Source organism: Massilia sp. UYP34 (assembly GCF_056279385.1).
On record NZ_JBWBRF010000002.1, the window covers coordinates 134,192 to 153,956 of the forward strand.

Annotated in this window: 17 protein-coding genes; 8 read left to right on the forward strand and 9 right to left on the reverse strand. The window is 69.0% G+C overall.

The features are described 5' to 3' along the window. Window positions 1-176: 176 nt before the first annotated feature. From ACZ9AQ_RS04010 to ACZ9AQ_RS04030, 5 genes are all read left to right on the forward strand, one after another. Window positions 177-2,558, forward strand: coding sequence for a bifunctional salicylyl-CoA 5-hydroxylase/oxidoreductase (locus ACZ9AQ_RS04010; RefSeq protein WP_429202648.1), 2,382 nt, complete (start codon window positions 177-179; stop codon window positions 2,556-2,558). Between the two features lie 25 nt (window positions 2,559-2,583). Next, window positions 2,584-3,438, forward strand: coding sequence for an enoyl-CoA hydratase family protein (locus ACZ9AQ_RS04015; protein WP_429202646.1), 855 nt, complete (start codon window positions 2,584-2,586; stop codon window positions 3,436-3,438). Further along, on the forward strand, window positions 3,438-4,595 hold the full coding sequence (locus ACZ9AQ_RS04020; RefSeq protein WP_429202645.1) for an acyl-CoA dehydrogenase family protein: 1,158 nt from the start codon (window positions 3,438-3,440) through the stop codon (window positions 4,593-4,595). The genes ACZ9AQ_RS04015 and ACZ9AQ_RS04020 overlap by 1 nt, the downstream gene beginning before the upstream one ends. A 19-nt stretch (window positions 4,596-4,614) precedes the next feature. Then, window positions 4,615-5,010 carry a RidA family protein gene (locus ACZ9AQ_RS04025; RefSeq protein ID WP_429202643.1) on the forward strand — a complete coding sequence of 132 codons (396 nt, stop codon included), beginning with the start codon at window positions 4,615-4,617 and terminating at the stop codon, window positions 5,008-5,010. Between the two features lie 205 nt (window positions 5,011-5,215). Further along, window positions 5,216-5,554 (forward strand): hypothetical protein, encoded by a 339-nt coding sequence (locus ACZ9AQ_RS04030; protein WP_429202641.1) that lies wholly within the window; start codon window positions 5,216-5,218, stop codon window positions 5,552-5,554. A gap of 40 nt (window positions 5,555-5,594) precedes the next feature. Here ACZ9AQ_RS04030 and ACZ9AQ_RS04035 read toward each other — a convergent pair whose 3' ends face one another. Both ACZ9AQ_RS04035 and ACZ9AQ_RS04040 read right to left on the reverse strand, forming a co-directional pair. Next, window positions 5,595-7,844, reverse strand: coding sequence for a xanthine dehydrogenase family protein molybdopterin-binding subunit (locus ACZ9AQ_RS04035; protein ID WP_429202640.1), 2,250 nt, complete (start codon window positions 7,842-7,844; stop codon window positions 5,595-5,597). Continuing rightward, window positions 7,841-8,320, reverse strand: coding sequence for a (2Fe-2S)-binding protein (locus ACZ9AQ_RS04040; RefSeq protein WP_429202638.1), 480 nt, complete (start codon window positions 8,318-8,320; stop codon window positions 7,841-7,843). Before ACZ9AQ_RS04040 ends, ACZ9AQ_RS04035 begins: the two co-directional genes overlap by 4 nt. Before the next feature lie 182 nt (window positions 8,321-8,502). On the opposite strand from ACZ9AQ_RS04040, the gene ACZ9AQ_RS04045 reads away from it, so the two are divergent. Further along, a complete protein-coding gene (locus ACZ9AQ_RS04045) occupies window positions 8,503-10,509 on the forward strand; it encodes a diguanylate cyclase domain-containing protein (RefSeq protein ID WP_429202636.1) in 2,007 nt (668 codons plus the stop codon). Between the two features lie 88 nt (window positions 10,510-10,597). Here the strand turns inward: ACZ9AQ_RS04045 and ACZ9AQ_RS04050 are convergent, their stop codons facing one another. From ACZ9AQ_RS04050 to ACZ9AQ_RS04080, 7 genes are all read right to left on the reverse strand, one after another. Next, the gene (locus ACZ9AQ_RS04050; RefSeq protein ID WP_429202635.1) at window positions 10,598-11,938 is read right to left on the reverse strand and encodes an erythromycin esterase family protein; all 1,341 of its coding nucleotides are present in this window, start codon (window positions 11,936-11,938) and stop codon (window positions 10,598-10,600) included. A 1-nt stretch (window position 11,939) separates the two neighbouring features. Further along, complete coding sequence (locus tag ACZ9AQ_RS04055) at window positions 11,940-13,280, reverse strand: SRPBCC family protein (RefSeq protein WP_429202634.1); 1,341 nt, start codon at window positions 13,278-13,280, stop codon at window positions 11,940-11,942. Beyond that, on the reverse strand, window positions 13,277-14,023 hold the full coding sequence (locus ACZ9AQ_RS04060; RefSeq protein WP_429202633.1) for a phosphoribosyltransferase: 747 nt from the start codon (window positions 14,021-14,023) through the stop codon (window positions 13,277-13,279). The genes ACZ9AQ_RS04055 and ACZ9AQ_RS04060 overlap by 4 nt, the downstream gene beginning before the upstream one ends. 85 nt (window positions 14,024-14,108) lie before the next feature. Then, window positions 14,109-14,951, reverse strand: a complete 843-nt coding sequence (gene fghA, locus ACZ9AQ_RS04065) for an S-formylglutathione hydrolase (RefSeq protein ID WP_429202631.1) — start codon at window positions 14,949-14,951, stop codon at window positions 14,109-14,111. A gap of 75 nt (window positions 14,952-15,026) precedes the next feature. Then, window positions 15,027-15,617 (reverse strand): chromate transporter, encoded by a 591-nt coding sequence (locus tag ACZ9AQ_RS04070; RefSeq protein WP_429202630.1) that lies wholly within the window; start codon window positions 15,615-15,617, stop codon window positions 15,027-15,029. Continuing rightward, on the reverse strand, window positions 15,614-16,252 hold the full coding sequence (locus ACZ9AQ_RS04075) for a chromate transporter (protein ID WP_429202628.1): 639 nt from the start codon (window positions 16,250-16,252) through the stop codon (window positions 15,614-15,616). The genes ACZ9AQ_RS04070 and ACZ9AQ_RS04075 overlap by 4 nt, the downstream gene beginning before the upstream one ends. Before the next feature lie 246 nt (window positions 16,253-16,498). Further along, window positions 16,499-16,675, reverse strand: coding sequence for a hypothetical protein (locus tag ACZ9AQ_RS04080; RefSeq protein ID WP_429202627.1), 177 nt, complete (start codon window positions 16,673-16,675; stop codon window positions 16,499-16,501). 194 nt (window positions 16,676-16,869) lie between these two features. On the opposite strand from ACZ9AQ_RS04080, the gene ACZ9AQ_RS04085 reads away from it, so the two are divergent. Beyond that, on the forward strand, window positions 16,870-17,088 hold the full coding sequence (locus ACZ9AQ_RS04085; protein WP_429202625.1) for a hypothetical protein: 219 nt from the start codon (window positions 16,870-16,872) through the stop codon (window positions 17,086-17,088). Window positions 17,089-17,462: 374 nt separating this feature from the next. Then, window positions 17,463-19,559, forward strand: coding sequence for an ATP-dependent helicase (locus ACZ9AQ_RS04090; protein WP_429202623.1), 2,097 nt, complete (start codon window positions 17,463-17,465; stop codon window positions 19,557-19,559). The last annotated feature ends 206 nt before the right edge of the window (window positions 19,560-19,765 follow it).

A 19,765-nucleotide genomic window follows, 5' to 3' on the forward strand; every position in this document is an offset into this window, starting at 1 on the left:
CATTTATCCAAGTTGGGTGGCCGGAGGCGCATCATCCGGGCTCTCGGTATGTTCTTTCTGGATTGTACTAAAAACTGGCGATTTCAATCGGAGGATTATTTCGTGCGCAACAAGTCATTGACAGCGCGAGCAAGGGGGCGGGTAAACTATCTCCCACACCAGCACCGGGAGAGATAATGAACATCGTTTGCGTGGGCGGCGGTCCTGCCGGGCTCTACTTTGGCCTGCTCATGAAACTGCGCCACCCGACGCATGCGGTGACGGTCATCGAGCGCAACCGGCCAGGGGACACCTTCGGCTGGGGCGTGGTGTTCTCGGACCAGACGCTGGGCCATCTGGCCCGGGCCGACGAACCGAGCGCGCGCGCCATCCTGCAATCGTTCAACCACTGGGACGCGATCGACGTCCACTTCAAGGGCGCCACCGTCACCTCGCATGGCCACGGCTTTTGCGGCATCGGGCGCAAGCGCCTGCTCGACATCCTCTCGGCGCGCTGCCGCGCGCTGGGCGTGGAGCTGGTGTTCGAGACGAAGGTCGAGGACGTGCCTGACCTCGCGCGCCGTTACGGCGCCGACCTGGTGGTGGCCGCAGACGGCGTGAACAGCGCGCTACGCCAGCGCTACAGCGAGGCGTTCCAGCCCGAGGTCGAGGAGCGCCTGTGCCGCTTCGTGTGGCTGGGCACGCGCAAGCGCTTCGACGCCTTCACTTTTGCTTTTGAGGAAACTGAACACGGCTGGTTCCAGGCCCACGCCTACCAGTACGATGGCGCGACCTCGACCTTCATCATCGAGACGCTGGACGCCACCTGGCGCGCGAGCGGCCTGGCCGACATGGCCCAGAGCGCTGCGCTGGCGTTCTGCGAGCGGCTGTTCGCGCGCCACCTGGACGGGCAGCCGCTGATGGCGAACGCCGCGCACGTGCGCGGCTCCGGCATGTGGATCCGTTTTCCGCGCCTGGCCTGTCGCCACTGGGTGCATGCGGTTGGGGTCGACGGGCGCCAGGTGCCGCTCGTGCTGATGGGCGACGCCGCCCACACGGCGCACTTCTCGATCGGCTCCGGCACCAGGCTGGCGCTGGAGGATGCGATCGGGCTGGCCGACGAGCTCGGACGCGAAGGCGAACTGTCGGCCGCCCTGGCGCGCTACCAGGAGGCGCGCCAGGTGGAGGTGCTGAAACTGCAGAGCGCCGCGCGCAACTCGATGGAATGGTTCGAGAACGTGGCGCGCTACACGGCGATGGAGGCCGAACAGTTCGCCTATTCGCTGCTCACGCGCAGCCAGCGCCTGTCGCACGAAAACCTGCGCCTGCGCGACGCCGCCTATGTCGACGGCTTCGAGCGCCGTTTCGCCATGGCGGCGGCGCGGCAGGCCGGCGTGGCGCCGCCCTCCGGGGCCATGCCGCCGATGTTCACGCCCTACCGGGTGCGCGGCGTGGTGCTGAAGAACCGGGTGGTGGTTTCGCCAATGGCGCAATACGCCGCCGTGGATGGCGTGGTCGGCGACTTCCACCTGGCCCACCTCGGGGCGCGGGCCCTGGGCGGGGCGGCGCTGGTGATGGCGGAGATGACCTGCGTCTCGGCCGACGCCCGCATCACGCCCGGCTGCCCGGGCCTGTACACGCAAGAGCAGATGCTGGCTTGGCGCCGCATCGTCGACTTCGTGCACACGGCCAGCGACGCGAAGATCGGCGTCCAGCTCGGCCATGCGGGGGCCAAGGGCTCGACCCGGCCGATGTGGGACGGCATCGACCTGCCTTTGGAAAGCGGCAACTGGCCGCTGCTGTCGGCCTCGCGCCAGCAGTACCTCGCCGGGGTCTCGCAGATCGCGGTCGAGGCGAGCCAGGACGACCTGGAGCGCATCAGGGACGACTTCGTGCGCGCCACCCGGGCCGCCGTTGACGCCGGCTTCGACTGGCTCGAACTGCACTGCGCGCACGGCTACCTGCTGTCGAGCTTCATCTCGCCCTTGACCAACCGGCGCCAGGATGCCTACGGCGGCAGTCTCGAACAGCGCTGCCGCTATCCGCTCGCGGTGTTCGCGGCGGTGCGCGCGGCCTGGCCGGACCACTTGCCGATCAGCGTGCGCATCTCGAGCCACGACTGGGTCGAGGGCGGCATCACGCCGCGCGACGCGGTGGACATCGCGCGCCTGTTCCGCGCGGCGGGCGCCGACATGATCGACTGTTCCTCGGGCCAGGTCAGCAAGCACGAAAAGCCCGTGTACGGCCGCATGTACCAGGCCCCGTTCGCGGACCGGATCCGCAACGAGGCCGGCATCCCGACCATCGCCGTCGGCGGCATCGTCGAGGCCGACCACGTGAACGGCATCATCGCCGCCGGCCGCGCCGACCTGTGCGCGGTGGCGCGCCCACACCTGGCCAATCCGGCCTGGACGCTGATGGAAGCGGCGCGCATCGGCTACACTGGCGCTGCCTGGCCGCGCCAGTACCTGGCCGGCAAGCAGCAGTTGGAGCGCAATATGGAGCGCGAACGCCAGCTGCAGGCGGCCTCCAGCGGCCTGTCGCCACAGCAAGCGGCCGCGCGCCTGTCCGAAGGCTGACCACATATCATCAGGAGTCATACGAATGCATTATCTACCGGGGCAGGCGCACCGCCTGCCGGGCGGGCGAAACAGTTTTGCGGGCCATGCGGCGCAGCACTTCGGCTTCGCGCTCGAGGCCGGCGTCGCCACCCTCACCCTGGACCGTCCCGAGCGCAAGAATCCGCTGACCTTCGATTCCTACGCCGAGCTGCGCGACCTGTTTCGCGCGCTGGCGTATGCCGACGACGTGAAGGCGGTCGTGATCGCCGGCGCCGGCGAGAACTTCTGCTCCGGCGGCGACGTGCACGAGATTATCGGCCCGCTGACGAAGCTGGACATGCCCGGCCTGCTGGCCTTCACCCGCATGACGGGCGACCTGGTCAAGGCGATGCGCGCCTGCCCGCAGCCGATCGTGGCGGCGGTCGACGGCGTGTGCGCCGGCGCCGGGGCGATGCTGGCGCTGGCCTCGGACATCCGCTACGGCACGGCGCGCAGCCGCACCGCTTTCCTGTTCACCCGGGTTGGCCTGGCCGGCTGCGACATGGGCGCCTGTGCATTGCTGCCACGCATGATCGGGCAGGGTCGGGCCGCCGAGCTGCTGTACACGGGGCGCTCGATGGATGGCGAGGAAGGGGAGCGCTGGGGCTTTTTCAACCGCCTGTGCGCGCCCGAACGGCTGCTCGGCGAAGCGAGCGCGTTTGCCGCCATGCTGGCCAGCGGCCCGACCTTCGCCCATGGCATGACCAAGAAGATGCTGCAGCAGGAGTGGAACATGGGCGTGGACGAGGCGATCGAAGCCGAGGCCCAGGCCCAGGCGATCTGCATGGCGACCAATGATTTTCATCGCGCCTACCACGCCTTCGTGGCCAAGGAACGGCCGCGCTTCGAGGGGGATTGATGGACTACCTGGACTGGCCCTTTTTCGAAGAGCGTCATGGCGCGCTGGCGCGCGAACTCGACGCCTGGGCGGCGGACAATCTTCACGACGCGCATGGAAGCGACGTCGACGCGATCTGCCGCGCGCTGGTCGCGCGCCTGGGCCGCGCCGGCTGGCTGCGCCACGCCGTGGGTGAGGAAGCCATCGACACCCGCGCCATCTGCCTGATCCGCGAAACCCTGGCGCGCCATGCCGGCCTGGCCGACTTCGCCTTCGCGATGCAGGGCCTGGGGAGCGGGGCGATTTCGCTGTTCGGCACGCCGGACCAGAAGCGGCGCTGGCTGCCGCCGGTGGCCAATGGGGACGCGATCGCGGCATTCGCGCTGTCGGAACCGGACGCCGGCTCCGACGTCGCCGCCATGCGCTGCGCTGCGCGGCGCGATGGCGACGACTGGGTGCTCGATGGCGAGAAGACCTGGATCTCGAACGGCGGGATCGCCGATTTCTACGTCGTGTTCGCCCGGACCGGGGACGGCGGCAAGGGTGGCGAGGGCGGCGGGCGCGGCTCGAAAGGCATTTCGGCCTTCATCGTCGACGCCGCCACCCCCGGCCTCGAGATCGCCGAGCGCATCGACGTGATCGCCCCGCATCCGCTGGCGCGCCTGCGTTTCGCCGGCTGCCGGGTGCCGGCCGGCTGCCTGATCGGCGCCGAAGGCCAGGGCTTCAAGGTGGCGATGGCGACGCTGGACGTGTTTCGCACCTCGGTCGCCGCCGCCGCGCTGGGCTTCGCGCGGCGCGCGATGGAAGAAGCGCTGGCGCGCGCCCAGGCGCGGCCGATGTTCGGCAAGCTGCTTTCCGATTTCCAGCTCACCCAGGCGAAGCTGGCCCAGATGGCGCTGGAGGTCGACGCCGCCGCGCTGCTGACCTACCGCGCCGCCTGGCTGCGCGACAGCGGCAAACGGGTGACGAAGGAAGCGGCGATGGCCAAGCTGGCGGCCACCGAATCGGCGCAGCGCGTCATCGACGGCGCGGTGCAGCTGTTCGGCGGCGAGGGCGTGCGCAGTGGGCAGGTGGTCGAAAGCCTGTACCGCGAAATCCGCGCGCTGCGCATCTACGAGGGAGCCAGCGAAGTGCAGCTCCTGATCATCGCGCGCGAGCTGCTCGCGCCGAAGGTTTAATCCAAGGTTTGGAGCAGGGATGGACATTCTTCAACCGCCGCTCTGGCCGCGTCCCCGCGGCTATGCCAATGGCGTGGCCTGCCGTGGGCGCCAGGTCTTTGTGAGCGGCATGATCGGCTGGGACGCCGAAGGGCGCTTTCACACCGACGACTTCGTCGGCCAGGCGCGCCAGGCCCTGCACAACATCGTGACCGTGCTGCGCGAAGCGGGCGCCGGACCGGAGCACATCGTGCGCATGACCTGGTATGTGGTCGACCGGCGCGAGTACCTCGACGCTGGACGCGAACTCGGCGCCGCCTACCGCGAGGTGCTGGGAAGCCACTATCCGGCCATGAGCGCGGTCCAGGTGGCGGCGTTGATGGAAGACCGGGCGCGGGTCGAGATCGAGGCGACCGCGGTCATACCCGATCCGTGAGGAAGAGACGGTGCAGCGACGCACACGCTTGACCTCGCGGGGGGCCGACTCGCCGTGACGACGCCGGGTTCGCCACCCTGCATGCCGGATTCTTCGCTGCCTCACGGCGCATGTCAATTCCGGTCTGCAAGTGCTGGTGTCGACCGAGCGCCACCGCGCCGGCCATTCTGGTAACTTGGTTCGATAGTGAACCAAGGAGCAGCACATGAACAATCCCATCGTACACGTCATCCAGGACTTCGCCATCGCCGAGCGCCTGCGGGCCGACCTGCTGGCGGCCGGCCTTTCGCAGGACAGCGTGGTCCTGTCGCCCATCGGAGACGAGGCGGGTCCAGGCCAGTCCAACTTCACGGTCGGCGACTCGCCGTCGGCCAAGGGCGGCACCGACTACAACGACGTCTATCGGCCGGATGGCGATATGCAAGGCGCCTGCATCCTCAGGGTCCTGACCCAGGATCGCCGTGAGGAAGAGCTGGCGCTGGCCATCGTCGAACGCCATCGCATCGCGGCCCCGCACGCGCTGAGCAAGCAGCGCGAACCATGACGTCCCGCCGGGCGCCCCGGCGGGAATGACGGGTGAGTACTTAGCTCCAGCTCAGATCCGTCTTGCTGAGCGGGAGTTCGCGCACCCGCTTGCCGGTGGCGGCGAAGATCGCATTGCACACCGCCGGGGCCAGCGGCGGCAGGGGCGGCTCCCCCAGGCCGGTCACCGGGTGGTCCGACTTCACGAAGTGCATCTCGATCCTCGCCGGCGCGTCGCCGATGCGCAGCAGCTGGTAATCGTGGAAGTTGCTCTGCACGATGCGACCATTCTCGAGGTTCAGTTCGGGGAACATCAGGGTCGACAGGCCGTCGATCACCGACCCCTCGACCTGGTTTTCGGCGCCCGACAGGTTGATGATGGTCGGGCCGACATCCACTGCCACCACGACGCGGTCCACCTTCACCTTGCCGTCCTTCGAGACGGTGACCTCGGCCACCTGCGCCACGTAGCCGCGATGGCTGAAGTGGAAGGCGATGCCTTGTCCCTGGCCGCGTGCGAACGTCTTCTTGCCCCAGCCGGCCTTGTCGGCGGCGGCCTGCAGCACCGCGCGCATGCGCGCCACGTTGTAGGGCTGGCCGCGCTCGACGCTCGGCGCCACGATGTCCTTGTCGCCCAGCAGTTCGAGACGGAAGGCGAGCGGATCGCGCCCGCCCGCATGCGCCAGCTCGTCGATGAAGCTGTGGAAGGCCCAGGCGAACACGCAGCTGCCCGGCGCGCGCCACGGTCCCATCGGCACGCTGCATTCCAGCGCGGTCTGCTCCAGCCGGCAGTTGGCGAGCCAGCGGCCCGGGAACTCGTCGGGCGACAGGCTGCCGCCGCTGCCGGGGCGCAGGGTGCTCTTGCCGTCCTGTTCCACCCGGTTGGCGAAGGTGACGAAGTGGTCGTGCCAGCCGACGACCTTGCCGGCCTTGTCGACGCCGCCGCGCAGGAAATGAAAGCCGCCCGGACGGAAGTGGTCGTGCTGCAGGTCGTCCTCGCGGGTCCAGGTCAGCTTGACCGGCGCCTTGTCCCGCATGCGCTGGGCGATCGCGGTGGCTTCGACGATGAAGTCCGAGCTCAGGCGCCGGCCGAAGCCGCCGCCGCTGCGGATGATGTGCATCGTGATCTTCTCTTTGGGGATGCCGCAGGTGCTCGATACCAGCGCCTGGCCCGCGTTCGGATTCTGGGTCGGGGCCCACAGTTCGAGCGCGCCGTCGGGCTTGATCCAGGCGGTGCAGTTCTGCGGCTCCATGCTGGCATGCGAGATGAAGGGATAGCTGTAGGCCGCTTCCACCGTCTTCGCCGCGCCCTCGAGGGCGGCGCCGACGTCGCCATCGCTGCGCAGCACGGTGGCGCCGGGCTGTTTCGCGGCTTTTCTTGCCTGGGCCGTGAAGTCGGCCCAGCTGTGCCGCGCGGCGCCGCCTTCGTCCCAGGTCACTTCGAGCGCGCGGCGGGCGCGGATCGCGGCCCAGGTGGAGGTGGCGACGATCGCCACGCCGGGACGCAGGCCGTTCAGGTTGCCGGTCCCTTCGACGATGAAGGCGTCCTTGACGCCGGGCAGGGCGCGCACCGCGTCCAGGTTGGCGCGCAGCGGCTTGCCGCCGAACACCGGGCACTTGACGTATTGCGCGTGCAGCATGCCCGGCAGCTGGACGTCGATGCCGAACAGCGGCTTGCCGCTGACGATGGCGGGGTTGTCGACGCCGCCGATGCGCTTGCCCAGCAGCCTGAAGGTGGCCGGGTCCTTGACCGCCACGCTCGCGGCGTCCGGCAGCGGCAGCTTTGCCGCCGCCCCGACCAGCTCGCCGTAAGCCAGGCGCCGCTTGCCGGCCATGTGCAGGACATGGCCGCCGTCGGTCGTGCATTCGCCGGCCGGCACTTTCCAGGCCTGGGCCGCGGCCTGCACCAGCACGGCGCGTGCGGTGGCGCCCAGGCGGCGGAAGTTCTCGTAGTTGTTCGGGGTCGAGTTCGAGCCGCCCGCACCCTGGCTGCCATACGCTTCCAGGTCGAGGTCGCCCTGGACCACGCGCACGCTTTCCCAGGCGACGTCGAGTTCCTCGGCGATCACCATCGGCAGCGAGGTCTTGATGCCCTGGCCGATCTCGGGCTGCTTGGAAATCAGGGTCACGCTGCCGTCGCGCGCGATGCGGATGAAGGCGTTCGGCACGAAGTCCCCTTGAGCGGCGCCGGCCCCGGTCCCGGCCCCGCTCACGGCGGCCAGCACGCCCTGCGCCGACATGCCGATCAGGAGGGCGCCGCCGGCGGCGCCGGCGCGCAGGAAGTCGCGGCGCGAGGTGGATGCGCGCGTCATGCTTTTTTCCCTTGCGTCGATGCGATCTCGGCGGCGCGGTGGATGCCCTTGCGGATCCGCATATAGGTAGCGCAGCGGCACAGGTTGCCGGCCATGGCGTCGTCGATCTGGGCGTCGGTCGGCTTCGGATGCTGCTCGAGCAGGGCGCAGGCGCTCATGATCTGTCCCGACTGGCAGTAGCCGCATTGCGGCACGTCCAGCTCTTGCCAGGCCAGCTGCAGCGGATGGCGGGCGTTGGCGTCCAGGCCCTCGATGGTGGTGATCTTCGCGTTGCCGATGCTTGACACCGGCAGCACGCAGGAGCGGGTCGCCACCCCGTCGAGGTGGATGGTGCAGGCGCCGCACTGGCCCAGGCCGCAGCCATACTTGGTGCCGACCAGGCCCAGGGTATCGCGCAGGGCCCACAGCAGCGGGGTATCGGCTTCGACGTCGACGGCCTGCGCCTTGCCGTTGACATTCAGGGTGTATGTACTCATGACGCTCCTTCAAGACGGTCCGGACAGGCTGCCAATGCTAGCTGATATTTCATCTTTTCAACAGCATTACCGGGCGAGGGATGTTGCCATTCATATACCTCATGTATCGTTTCGTCCATAGTTCTTGGTCGGGATGGCTTAATATGTAATACTTTGCCGCCTTGCGGTCGACAAATATTGATATGCCTAAACGCGGTCGGCGCCTGATGCCGGCGACCCTGAAGCTGCGCATCGCCTGCGTTGCCGCCCTCCTGGTGTTCGTGGCGACCTTGCTCGTCACGCTGGCCACCCTGGCGGTCGCCGAACGCGGCATGAAGTCGGTGATCGGCAACCAGCAATATGCGATGCTGGCCAGCGCCGCCTCCTTCATGGACGACCGCATCGTGGCGCGCGTGGCGCAGCTGGAGTCGCTGGCGGCCAGCCTGCCGCCGGCGGCGCTGGACGATCCGCAGGCCGCGCGTCGCTTTCTCGACGCCCAGGGGCCGATCTGGGAACACGAGTACCTGAATCTGCTCCTGCTCGATGCGCGCGGCCGGCAGGTGGTGTCGCTGCGCTCGTTCGGCCACGACAAGCCGCTGGACGCCGCGGGGCGCGAGTACTTCGAGCGCCCCCGGGCGACCCTGCTCGGCTTCATGTCGCAGCCTTTCGTCAGCCGCGTCTCCGCACGGCAGGTGGTCATCGTCAGCGCGCCCGTGCTCGACCAGGGCGGCAACCTGACCGGCGTGCTGACGGCCAGCATGGACTTGCAGGCGACCGGCTTCCTGCGCCAGATCAGCGCCCTCAAGCCGGGCGCCTCGGGCTACCTGTTCCTGATGACGCCCGACGGGGTCATGATCGACCATCCCGACCCGCGCCGCGTGCTGCAGCGGGCCGGGCCGCACACCGCGGGCCTGGAGCGCGCCCTGCGCGGCCTGGAGGGGTGGATCGAGGCGGACGGCCCCGATGGGCGCGCATCGATCTACGCCTACCAGCGCCTGCGCACCACCGGCTGGATACTGGGGGCGCGCTACCCCACCGAGGAAGCTTTCGCGCCGCTGGCGCAGATGTGCAGGAACGCCATCTTCGGCGCGACCGCGCTGGCGCTGGCCTCGGGCGTGCTGGCCTGGGTGCTGGTGTTCCGGCTGCTGGCCCCGCTGCAGCGGCTGCGCGACCGCATCCGCGCGATCCGTCATGACGGCGCCGACATCGCGGTGCTGCACGACACCCGGCGCGACGAGATCGGGGAGCTGGGCAACGCCTTCTACCAGCTGATGGCCGAGCGCGAGAACGCCGAAGGCCTGCGCGCGGCCAGCGAGAAGCGCCTGCGCCTGATCACCGACAACCTGCCCGTGCTGATCGCCTACGTCGACCGCGACCGGCGCTTCAGGTTCGGGAACGCGACCTTCGAGCGCTGGTTCGGGGTCGCGCCCGAGCGGCTGGTCGGCATGTCGATCGCCCAGTTGATGGGCGAGGATGCCGCGCGCCAGGGGGCCGAGGGCCTGGACAACGCGTTCGCCGGCCGCGCCGCCACCTGCCAGATGCGGCTGGTGATCAATGGGGCGCCGCGGGTGCTGGAAGGCGTCTACATCCCCGACCTGCAGCCGGACGGCAGCGTCGCCGGCGTGTACGCGCTCAAGCATGACATGACGCACGTGAAAGAGGTCGAGGAGCAGTTGAGCCGGCTCGCGCGCATCGATACCCTGACTGGCCTGGCCAACCGGCGCAGCTTCAACGAGACCCTGCAGCAGGCGCTGGCGCGCGCCGCGCGCCACGGCCGGGCGCTGGCGCTGGCCTACCTGGACGTCGACCACTTCAAGCGCATCAACGACAGCCACGGCCATGGCGTGGGCGACGAGGTGCTGAAGGAATTCGGCGTGCGCCTGTGCGCCTGCGTGCGCGCCAGCGACCTGCCTGCGCGGCTCTCGGGCGACGAGTTCGTGGTGATCCTCGAAGAGATCGGCGGCGCCGAGGCCGAGGCCGAACATATCGTGGCCCGGATCGCGGCCAAGATCGTGTCCACGATGCGCGCGCCCTTCGCCACCGGCGCCGGGATGCTGGCGGTGTCGGCCAGCGTCGGCGTCGCCTTGTGGCGGCCGGGGCAGGATGAAGACGCGCTGCTGGCGGCGGCGGATGCGGCCTTGTACGTGGCCAAGGCGAATGGCCGCGATGGGTACGCGGTAGGGTTGGCGGCTTCGCCGCCGACGCGGTGATAGTTGGCAGCAAGATCATCCGGCGCGAAAGCGGAGCCGATAACGATCACCGCAGCCGGCCGCCGCGTCGGCAGCGAAGCTGCCGACCCTACAGCCCTTCCGGATACGTCTCCGGCGGCTCGCCCGAGTGCCAGCCGCCCGTCGCGTCGAGCGGCTCGACCGCCGTGGTGCGGTCGATGTGGATCACGGCGTCGAACTGGCGCGGCAGCTGGGCCATGAAGTAGTGGCTGCGGCGCTCGCTGCGCGGCAGGTACAGCACGCCGATGGCGCGCTCCAGCCGCTCTTCCATCAGTGCGTCGCGCGCCGGCGACGGCGCCTGGAGCGGCAGGAAGAAGCGCCCGATGCCGGTGCAGTGCAGCAGGTGCTCGTAGCTGTTCTGCAGGGCCGGCCGCACGTGCTTGTGCAGGCCTTCGCCATCCCATTCGGAGGCCGCAGTGACCCGGCCTTCGTAGGTGGTGAAGCCGATCAGGACCGTGTCGGCGCCATGGGCCTTGCGCGCCAGCTCGCCCACCGTCCATTCGCCGTGGCGCCCGATCTCGGTCGCGCGCGCGTCGCCGATGTGCGAATTGTGTTCCCACACCACGACGCGCGCGGGTTCGCCGCCGCGCGACAGGTGGCGCGCCACCGCGTCCAAGGTCTCGGCCATGTGGCTGTCGCGCAGGTTCCAGGACGAGATGCGGCCCTTGAACATGGTGCGGTAGTACTCCTCGGCGTTCTTGACCAGGCGCGCGTTCTGCTGGGCGTAAAAGTAGGCGTCTGCGGCGCCGGGTGCCTCGGGCCGCACGTAGTCGAAGGCGCGCTGCTGCAGCGTGCGCAGGGTGGCGATCACGCCGTCCTGGCAGGAAGGCGACATGCCGAAGCTGGCCTCGTAGCCGTATTGCTGGCTGTCCCGCTCGTAGTGGTCGAAGCAGGCGTAGACCTTGCGCGCGTCGCGCGCGGCATCGGGGTCGACCTGGTCCAGGTAGTGCAGCACCTCATGGATCGAGGTATACATACTGTACAGGTCCAGGCCGTAGAAGCCGGTTTTGGCATCGGCGTCCAGGCCATCGTTGTGCGCGCGCAGCCACTCGACGAAGTCGAGCACCGCCGTGTTGCGCCACATCCAGGCCGGGAAGCGCTCGAATCCCATGAGTGCGGCGCGGCCATGCTCGTCCGCGCCTTCGCCGCGCACATAGCGGTTGACGCGCCAGGCGTCGGGCCAGTCGGCTTCGACCGCGACCGCGGTGAAGCCTTTTTCGGTGATCAGGCGCCGGGTGATGCGCGCGCGCTCGGCATAGAACTCGTGGCTGCCGTGGGTGGCTTCCCCGAGCAGCACGAAGCGGGCGCTGCCCACCATCTCGAGCAGGGCGTCGTAGTCGTCCGCGCCCCCCGTGAGGGGGCGGGCCGACGCGCGCACCGCGTCGAGGGTGGCGCTGGTGAGGATGGTCACATCAGTGCAGGAAGCTGTGGTCCGGCGCCGCCTGGCGGCCGGCGTAGTGGGCGCCGCCGCGTTCGATGAATTCCTTCATGCGCGCCAGGTCGTCGTCCATCTGGCGCTGCGGATCGGCGCCGAGCATGCGTGCGATGCCGTGGCCCAGCGCGCCGGCCGGCGGCGAGTAGGTCATGCGCACCGTGACGCGCGTGCCGTTGCCGGATGGCTCGAAGGTCACCGTGCCTTCCTGCTCGATCTCCGAGCCCGGTTCGCTGCGCCACGACAGGCGCTCGGGACGCGACTGCTCGGTCATGACCGCGTTCCAGGCGTATTCCATGCCGCCGGGACCGCGCACCACCCAGTGCGAGCGGCGGTGGCCGAGGTCGCGCACCTCGGTCACGTGCGACATGAAGCGCGGGAAGTTCTCGACTTCGGACCAGGCGTCGAACACCTCCTTCGGCGCGGCGTCGATGTGGATCGAGTTTTCCACCTTGACCTGGCCGGCGGCGCCGCGCTGACGCAGCGAATCGACCAGGTGGCGGCCGCGGTCGCTGCGCAGCAGCACCGCCAGCGCGCCCAGGCCGAGCAGGGCGGCCAGCGGCGAGCGGCGCGCCAGGCCGACCACGCTCAGGGCGCCGGTGCCCAGCAGGGCCGAATTGGTGAGCGTCGGGCTGCGCGCGCCGAACACCTGGCTCAGGTGGTCGGTCCATGCGCGGACCTGATTGCCGGCGGCGTTGGCGCGCGCGCGGGCGTCGGTTTTGAGGCTGTGGGCGCTCTGTTCCAGGCGTTCGCGCGCCTGGTCGGCGCGGATGCGGGCGCGTTCGGCGGCGTCGGCCGAGGCCGCTGCCGTGTACTCGGCGCGGTCGCGCGCCTTGGCGGCGGCATATTCGGCATGTTCGCGCGCCTCATGGGCCACATGGCCGGCGCGGTCGCGCGCCTCGTAGGCGGCGTGCTTCACGCGGTCGCGCGTCTCGTGCGCGACGTGGCTGGCGCGGTCTCGCGCTTCGTATGAGGCGTCGGCCAGGCGCTCGCGCGCATGGTCGAGCCGGTCGCGCGTGCGGTGCGAGGCCTCGGTCAGGCGGTCACCCGCCGCATGGGCGGCGCCGGCCAGGCGCTCGCCGGCGCGGGCCGCGGCGCCGGTGGCGCGCAGGCGCGCCGAGTCGAGGCGATCGCCCGCATTGTGCAAGGCATGTTCGAGGCGGTCGCCGGTGCGCACGCGCGCGTCGCGCAGTGCGCCGCGGGCGTTGGCGCGGCGCCTGGCGCCGCGCTCCGGGTCGAATGCGTACATCAGCAAGGCGCCCGCGACTGCTGCGCCGATCCATTTGCCTGCGTTGGTCGATTTTTCATTCGTATCGTTCATGTCGGCTCCTTTGGGTGGGGTTGGCTGGCGGCGTCGCGCGTCGGCGCCCACGCTTGTGCCAGCAGGGTCTGCACTTCTTCATCGCCCGTCTGGTCGAAGCGGCGATACCACTGCCCGACGGAACGAAAGCGGGCCGGGGCCACCAGGCATACCACGTCGTCGACCACGCCGCGCAATGCGTCCAGCGAATCCCGGGCCGCCGCCGGCACCGCAACCACCAGCCGGGACGGCCGCTGGCGGCGCGCGACTTCGACCGCCGCCAGCATCGTCGAGCCGGTGGCGATGCCGTCGTCGACCAGGATCACGCAGCGTCCCGCGACCCGGCATGGAGCACGCTCGCCGCGATAACGCCGCTCGCGCCGCGCCAGCTCGGCCCGTTCCGCTGCAATGACCGCGTCGACTTCGGACTGGGTCACGCCCATCAGGCCCGGCACGCCAGGCTGGAGCACCAGCACGCCGCCACTGGCGATGGCGCCCATGGCGAACTCGGGCTGGCCCGGCAAGCCGAGCTTGCGCACCAGCATCAGGTCGAGTTCGGCCCCCAGCGCCTGCGCGACCGGAAACGCGACCGGCACCCCGCCGCGCGGCAGCGCCAGCACGAGCACGTCGTGGCTGCAGCGTGCCGATGCGGGCGCCAACGCCAACGCCTGCGCCAGCGCCGTTGCCAACTTCGTGCCCGCGTCGGCACGGTCGATGAATGGTTCGAACTCTCGCATGATGAAGAAGTTGTTAACTTCCAGCATACACAGGGACGGGCGTGGCCGTCGTTCGTTTGCCGTGCGGAATGATGCAGCGAGGGCGGCGGCCCCGGACGGGGCCGCGCGTGGATCAGCCGAGCTGGCGGCTGTGGAAACGCAGATGGTCTTCGACGAAAGTCGAGATGAAGTAATAGCCGTGGTCGTAGCCCGGATGGCGGCGCAGGGTGAGCGGCTGCCCGGCCTTGGCGCAGGCTTCTTCGAACGCCTCGGGCAACAGCTGCTCGGCCAGGAATTTGTCGCCCAGGCCCTGATCGATCAGGATGCCGCCAGGGAATGGCGCGCTCGCATGCGACGCCATCAGGGCGCTGGCGTCATGTTGCTGCCAGACGCTTTCGTCGGGACCGAGGTAGCCACTGAAGGCCTTCTTGCCCCACGGGCAGCGGCTGGGCGCGGCGATCGGCGCGAAGGCCGAGACCGAGCGGAACAGGTCGGGATGCTTGAGCGCCATGGTCAGCGCGCCATGGCCGCCCATCGAGTGCCCGAAGATGCCCACCCGCGCCGGGTCGGCCTGGAAGGTGGCCAGCACCAGCGCATGCAACTCCAGCAGGTAGCTGTGCATGCGGTAGTGGCGCGCCCACGGTTCCTGGATGGCGTCGAGGTAGAAGCCGGCGCCGACGCCGAAGTCCCAGCTGTCGCTTTCTCCCGGCACGTTGGCGCCGCGCGGGCTGGTGTCGGGCGCGACCAGGATGATGCCCAGTTCGCTGGCCACGCGCTGGGCGCCGGCCTTGATCGTGAAGGTTTCTTCGGTGCAGGTCAGGCCGGCCAGGTAGAACAGGACCGGCAGCGTCTTCTCGCCCGCCGCCGGCGGCAGGTAGACCGAGAATTTCATCGGCAGCCCGATGGCGGCCGAGTCGTGCTGGTAGAAGCGCTGCACGCCGCCGAAGCAGGCGTGCTCATTGAGGAGTTGGGGCATGTTGGTGTCGATCGCAGTGGATACGCGGTTTACAAGGAAAGCGTCAGTATGCCGCGTCCCGGCGCCGCTTGCCAACTAGACCACGCCCAGCGCCCCCAGCAGCGCGCCGAGCGCCAGCATCCACAGCAGGTGCAGGCGGGTGCGCCAGACGACGATGGCGGTGGCCGCCGTCAACAGCCACAGGGGCCAGTTGTCCATGTGTTCGCCTCCCTTGCCGCCGCCGCTGGCCAGCAGCCAGGCGGTCGACAGCAGCATCGCGATCACCAGCGGCGCCATGCCCTGCTTGAAGGCGCGCACGGCGCGCAGAGCGTGGTTGCGCTGGGCCCAGCGCGCCACCTGGTAAGTGAATACGGTGGAGGGCAGCATGATGCCGATCATCGAGATCGCGACGCCGGAGAGCGCGGCCGTCATGCTGCGGGAGTTGAGGCCCACGTTCCAGCCCAGCAGGGCCACGAACAGGACGTTGGGCCCGGGCGACGATTGGGCCAGGGCCACCGAATCGGCGAACTGGGTCTGGCTGAGCCAGCCCTGGCGCTCGACCAGGTAGCGCTGCATCTCGGAGGTGGTCGAGATCGCGCCGCCGAGCGACATCATGGACAGCATCAGGAAATGGACGAACAGGTTCAGCCAGTCATGCCAGCCGAACGCCAGGACCGGCGCGTTCATGGCTTGAGCCCGCGCCAGGCCAGCACGCAGCCGAGGCCGCCGAGGAGGCCGACCACGGCCGCCAGCGGCAAGCGGATCCAGGCCAGCAGCACGAACCCGGTGGCGGCGATCGCGATGCAGGCCGCGAGCGGGATGACGTTCCGGGCCAGCGCGCTGGACATGCGCAGGCCGGTGGCGGCGATCAGGCCGGCAGCGACGGCGGCCATGCCGCGCAGGGCGCCCTGCACCTGGGGCTGGGTGGCGAACTGCGCGTAGACCAGGGCCAGGCACAGCACCAGGATCAGCGGCACGGTGAGGATGCCGGCCAGGGCGCTCATGGCGCCGGCCAGGCCGAAGTGGCGGGTGCCGATCATCATGGCCAGGTTGCAGACGTTGGGGCCCGGCATGACCTGGGCCACCGACCATTCCTCGATGAATTCTTCGTTGCTCATCCAGCGCTTGCGCTCGACAACTTGCTGCTGGATCACGGCCAGTACCCCGCCGAAGCCCTGCAGGGCAATCAGCGTGAATGACAGGAACAGGTCGGTCAGCGACGTCGGACGGGGACGATCGGGTTCGGCCGGAGGCGGAAGTGGCGCACCGTACGGTGCGCACTGCGGTGCGGAAGGCGGCGTTGGCAGGGGAGAGGCGCTCATCCCGCGATTATCGCCGCAGCGCGCGCGCCGTGTCCATGCGCTACCCGGGCCGGGTAGCGGCATGGGGCCGCACAGGCGGGCGAGCATCGTGCGTGCCGCGCCCGGCGGGCGCGCGCTGCGTTGCTCACGCCCGTCATGCAGCGGCTGCGCAGGTCGCCTACGCGCACGTCGCCTACGCGCATGTCGCCCACGCGCATGTCGCCTACGCACCTGTCCACAACGCCGCCGACCTGCCGGGACAGGGGCTCAGCCGCCGCCGATTCCTTCCATCACGCGGCCGCTGCCGCCGCATTGCGGGCATGGCTTGCCGTCGGCCAGCGTGCCGCGGCCGGCGCAGGCGTCGCAGATGTCCTCGCCGGCGCCAGGGGTGCCGGGCGCGGCGACGTCGCCGGGATTCAGGTCGGGGGTGGATTGGATGCTCATGGTAATCCTCGCGTCTGATTCGTTGAGCCGATTGTAGGCAGGATCGCGGCCGGGCGGCGCAGCGCAGGCGGCGGGCGCCGCTATCTGCCGTAAATATGGTTTTTGCGTATTGATACAGGTTTGACATTGACTTCGTTCCGCCATCGTCAATACTCGTGATGCGTCAGCGACATAACCTACCGGAGATCCGCGCCATGAGTCCATGCCGAGCCCAGGATAACGACCAACGCCTCTCCGGATCGTCCGCGCTCAGGCGCAACATCCTCCAGCGTGACATCGTGGCACGCGGCATCGCCACCCTGGGCGAGAGCGGCACCATGCCGGCGCTCGAATACCTCAAGGCGCACGGCGTGTGCCGGCAGGTGATCGAGCGCGTGCTGCTCGAGCCGGAGCGCCGCCGGGCGCCCCCCTGAGCGTGACTGGCGCGCCGGTTCGGCCACAACGTGGTCGCGAGAATTATTTTTGGTGCATACTGTGCAGATCGGGGATACAGCGTGTAAGCCCTTGATTCTTGGCGAATACAGGATTGCCTTCCCAATAGGCAAATTGTTGAAAGCCGCACGGGAGGCCGCGTATAGCGTGTCAAGCCCCCGCTTTTCCACACACTTATTCACAGACTTTGTGGATATCCATGAAATGCCTTGATATTCCGGGACTTGGCAGCGATTGTTGAGGTTATGGCTGATGTCATGTTTGCACTTCCTGACGCGGCCGCACGGCATCCGCATTTTCCCCTTGCCGGGCCGGACTGGATAAATGTACAGTATGGCATTTCCAGATTCCGCCCATGTCCGCCGTCGCCGATCCGATCGCCGCCCCGTCCGCCACCGATGACCCGTTCGCCAGCCTGAACCCCGAACAGCGGGCGGCGGTCGAGCACGACGTGGGGCGTGAGGCGCCGCGTCCGCTGCTGGTGGTGGCCGGCGCCGGTTCCGGCAAGACCAATACGCTGGCGCACCGGGTGGCGCGCCTGATCCAGGCGGGCGCCGATCCGCAGCGCATCCTGCTGCTGACGTTTTCGCGCCGCGCCGCCACCGAGATGACCCAGCGCGCCGGCGGCGTGCTGCACCGGATCTTCGGGCTCAGGGGCGGCCAGGCGCCGGTCACGCTGCCCTGGGCCGGCACGTTCCACAGCATCGGCGCGCGCCTGCTGCGCGAGTTCGCCGGCCGCATCGGACTGGACGCGGGGTTCACGATCCACGACCGCGGCGACGCCGAAGACCTGATGGGCATGGTGCGTCACGAGATTGGCCTGAGCCGGACCGAAAAACGCTTTCCGCTGAAAGGCACCTGCCTGTCGATCTATTCGCGCGTGGTCAATGGCCGCGAGCCGCTCGACGCGGTGCTGCAGGCATTTTTCCCGTGGTGCAGCGAGTGGGAAGCCCAGCTCAAGACGCTGTTCGGCGCCTACGTCGACGCCAAGCAGGAGCAGAACGTGCTCGACTACGACGACCTGCTCCTGTTCTGGGCCGAGATGGCGGCCGACCCGGTGCTGGGGCCGGAACTGGGCGCGCTGTTCGACCACGTGCTGGTCGACGAATACCAGGACACCAACCGCCTGCAGGCGGCCATCGTGACCGGCATGAAGCCCGACGGCCGCGGCGTGCTGGTGGTGGGCGACGATGCGCAATCGATCTATGGCTTTCGCGGCGCCACCGTGCGCAACATCCTCGACTTTCCCGCCCAGTTCTCGCAGCCGGCGCAATTGATCACGTTGGCCCGCAACTACCGCTCCACGCAGCCGATCCTGGACGCGTCGAACGCGGTGATCGGCGCCGCGCTCGAGCGCCACGCCAAGACGTTATGGACCGACAAGGCGTCGAACATCAAGCCGCAGCTGGTCTTGATTCCCGACGAAGCCGAGCAGGCGCGCTGGGTCTGCAATCGCATCCTCGAACAGCGCGAAACCGGCGTCGCGCTCAAGAGCCAGGCGGTGCTGTTTCGCGCAGCCAGCCACAGCGCCGCGCTCGAACTCGAGCTCATGCGCCGCAACATCCCCTTCGTCAAGTTCGGCGGCCTGAAATTCCTGGAAGCGGCCCACATCAAGGACGTGCTGGCCGTGTTGCGCTTCGCCCAGAACCCGAGCGGGCGGCTGGCGGGCTTTCGTGCCCTGCAACTCGTTCCCGGCATCGGCCAGGCAACCGCCAGCCGCCTGGTCGAGGCCGCGGGCAGCGGCGACGATGCGGTCGCGGCGCTGGAAGCGTTCGCGGTGCCGGCGCGCTGCAAGGCCGACTGGCAGACGTTCTGCGCGCTGTACCGGCGCCTGCGCACGCCGGGCCTGCGCTGGCCGATGGACCTCGAGCTGGCGCGCGCGTGGTACCAGCCGCATCTGGAGCGCCTGCATGACGACGCCCAGGTGCGCGCGGCCGATCTCGACCAGTTGGTGGCGCTGTCCGGCGGCTATGGCAACCGCGAGAGCTTCCTGGCCGAGATCACGCTCGATCCGCCCGAAGCCACCAGCGACCGCGCCGGCGCGCCGCTGCTGGACGAAGACTACGTGATCCTGTCCACCATCCATTCGAGCAAGGGGCAGGAATGGAAGTCGGTGCATGTGCTTAATGTCGTCGACGGCTGCATTCCGTCGGACATGGCGACCGGCAGCCCGGAAGACATCGAGGAAGAGCGGCGCCTGCTCTATGTGGCGATGACGCGGGCGCGCGAGCACCTGCACCTGGTGGTGCCGAACCGCTTCTTCATCAAGCAGCAGTCGAGCATGGGCGACCGCCACGTGTATGCGGCGCGCACGCGCTTCATTACCCCGGCCATGCTCAAGCATTTCGAGGAATGTGCCTGGCTCAGCGCCGACAAGCGCGCGCTGCGCACGCCGATGCCCGACAGCATCCGCATGATGGTGCGCGACCGCGCCCGGAACGCGTGGAAATGACGACAGATGGGGGCACGTTGACGACTTATCCCCCGTGCCCCACATTTGTAGGACTTTGCCACCTATAACATGGACGCGCAGAAGTGGTGCACGTGCAAGTTACTGATTTTACAAGGATATTTTTTTGCCTTTTGAACGGGCATTTTGTTGAAACCCGCATCAATGCTGCGCTTGCGGCTTGTCAAGTGGCGCTTTTCCACACACTT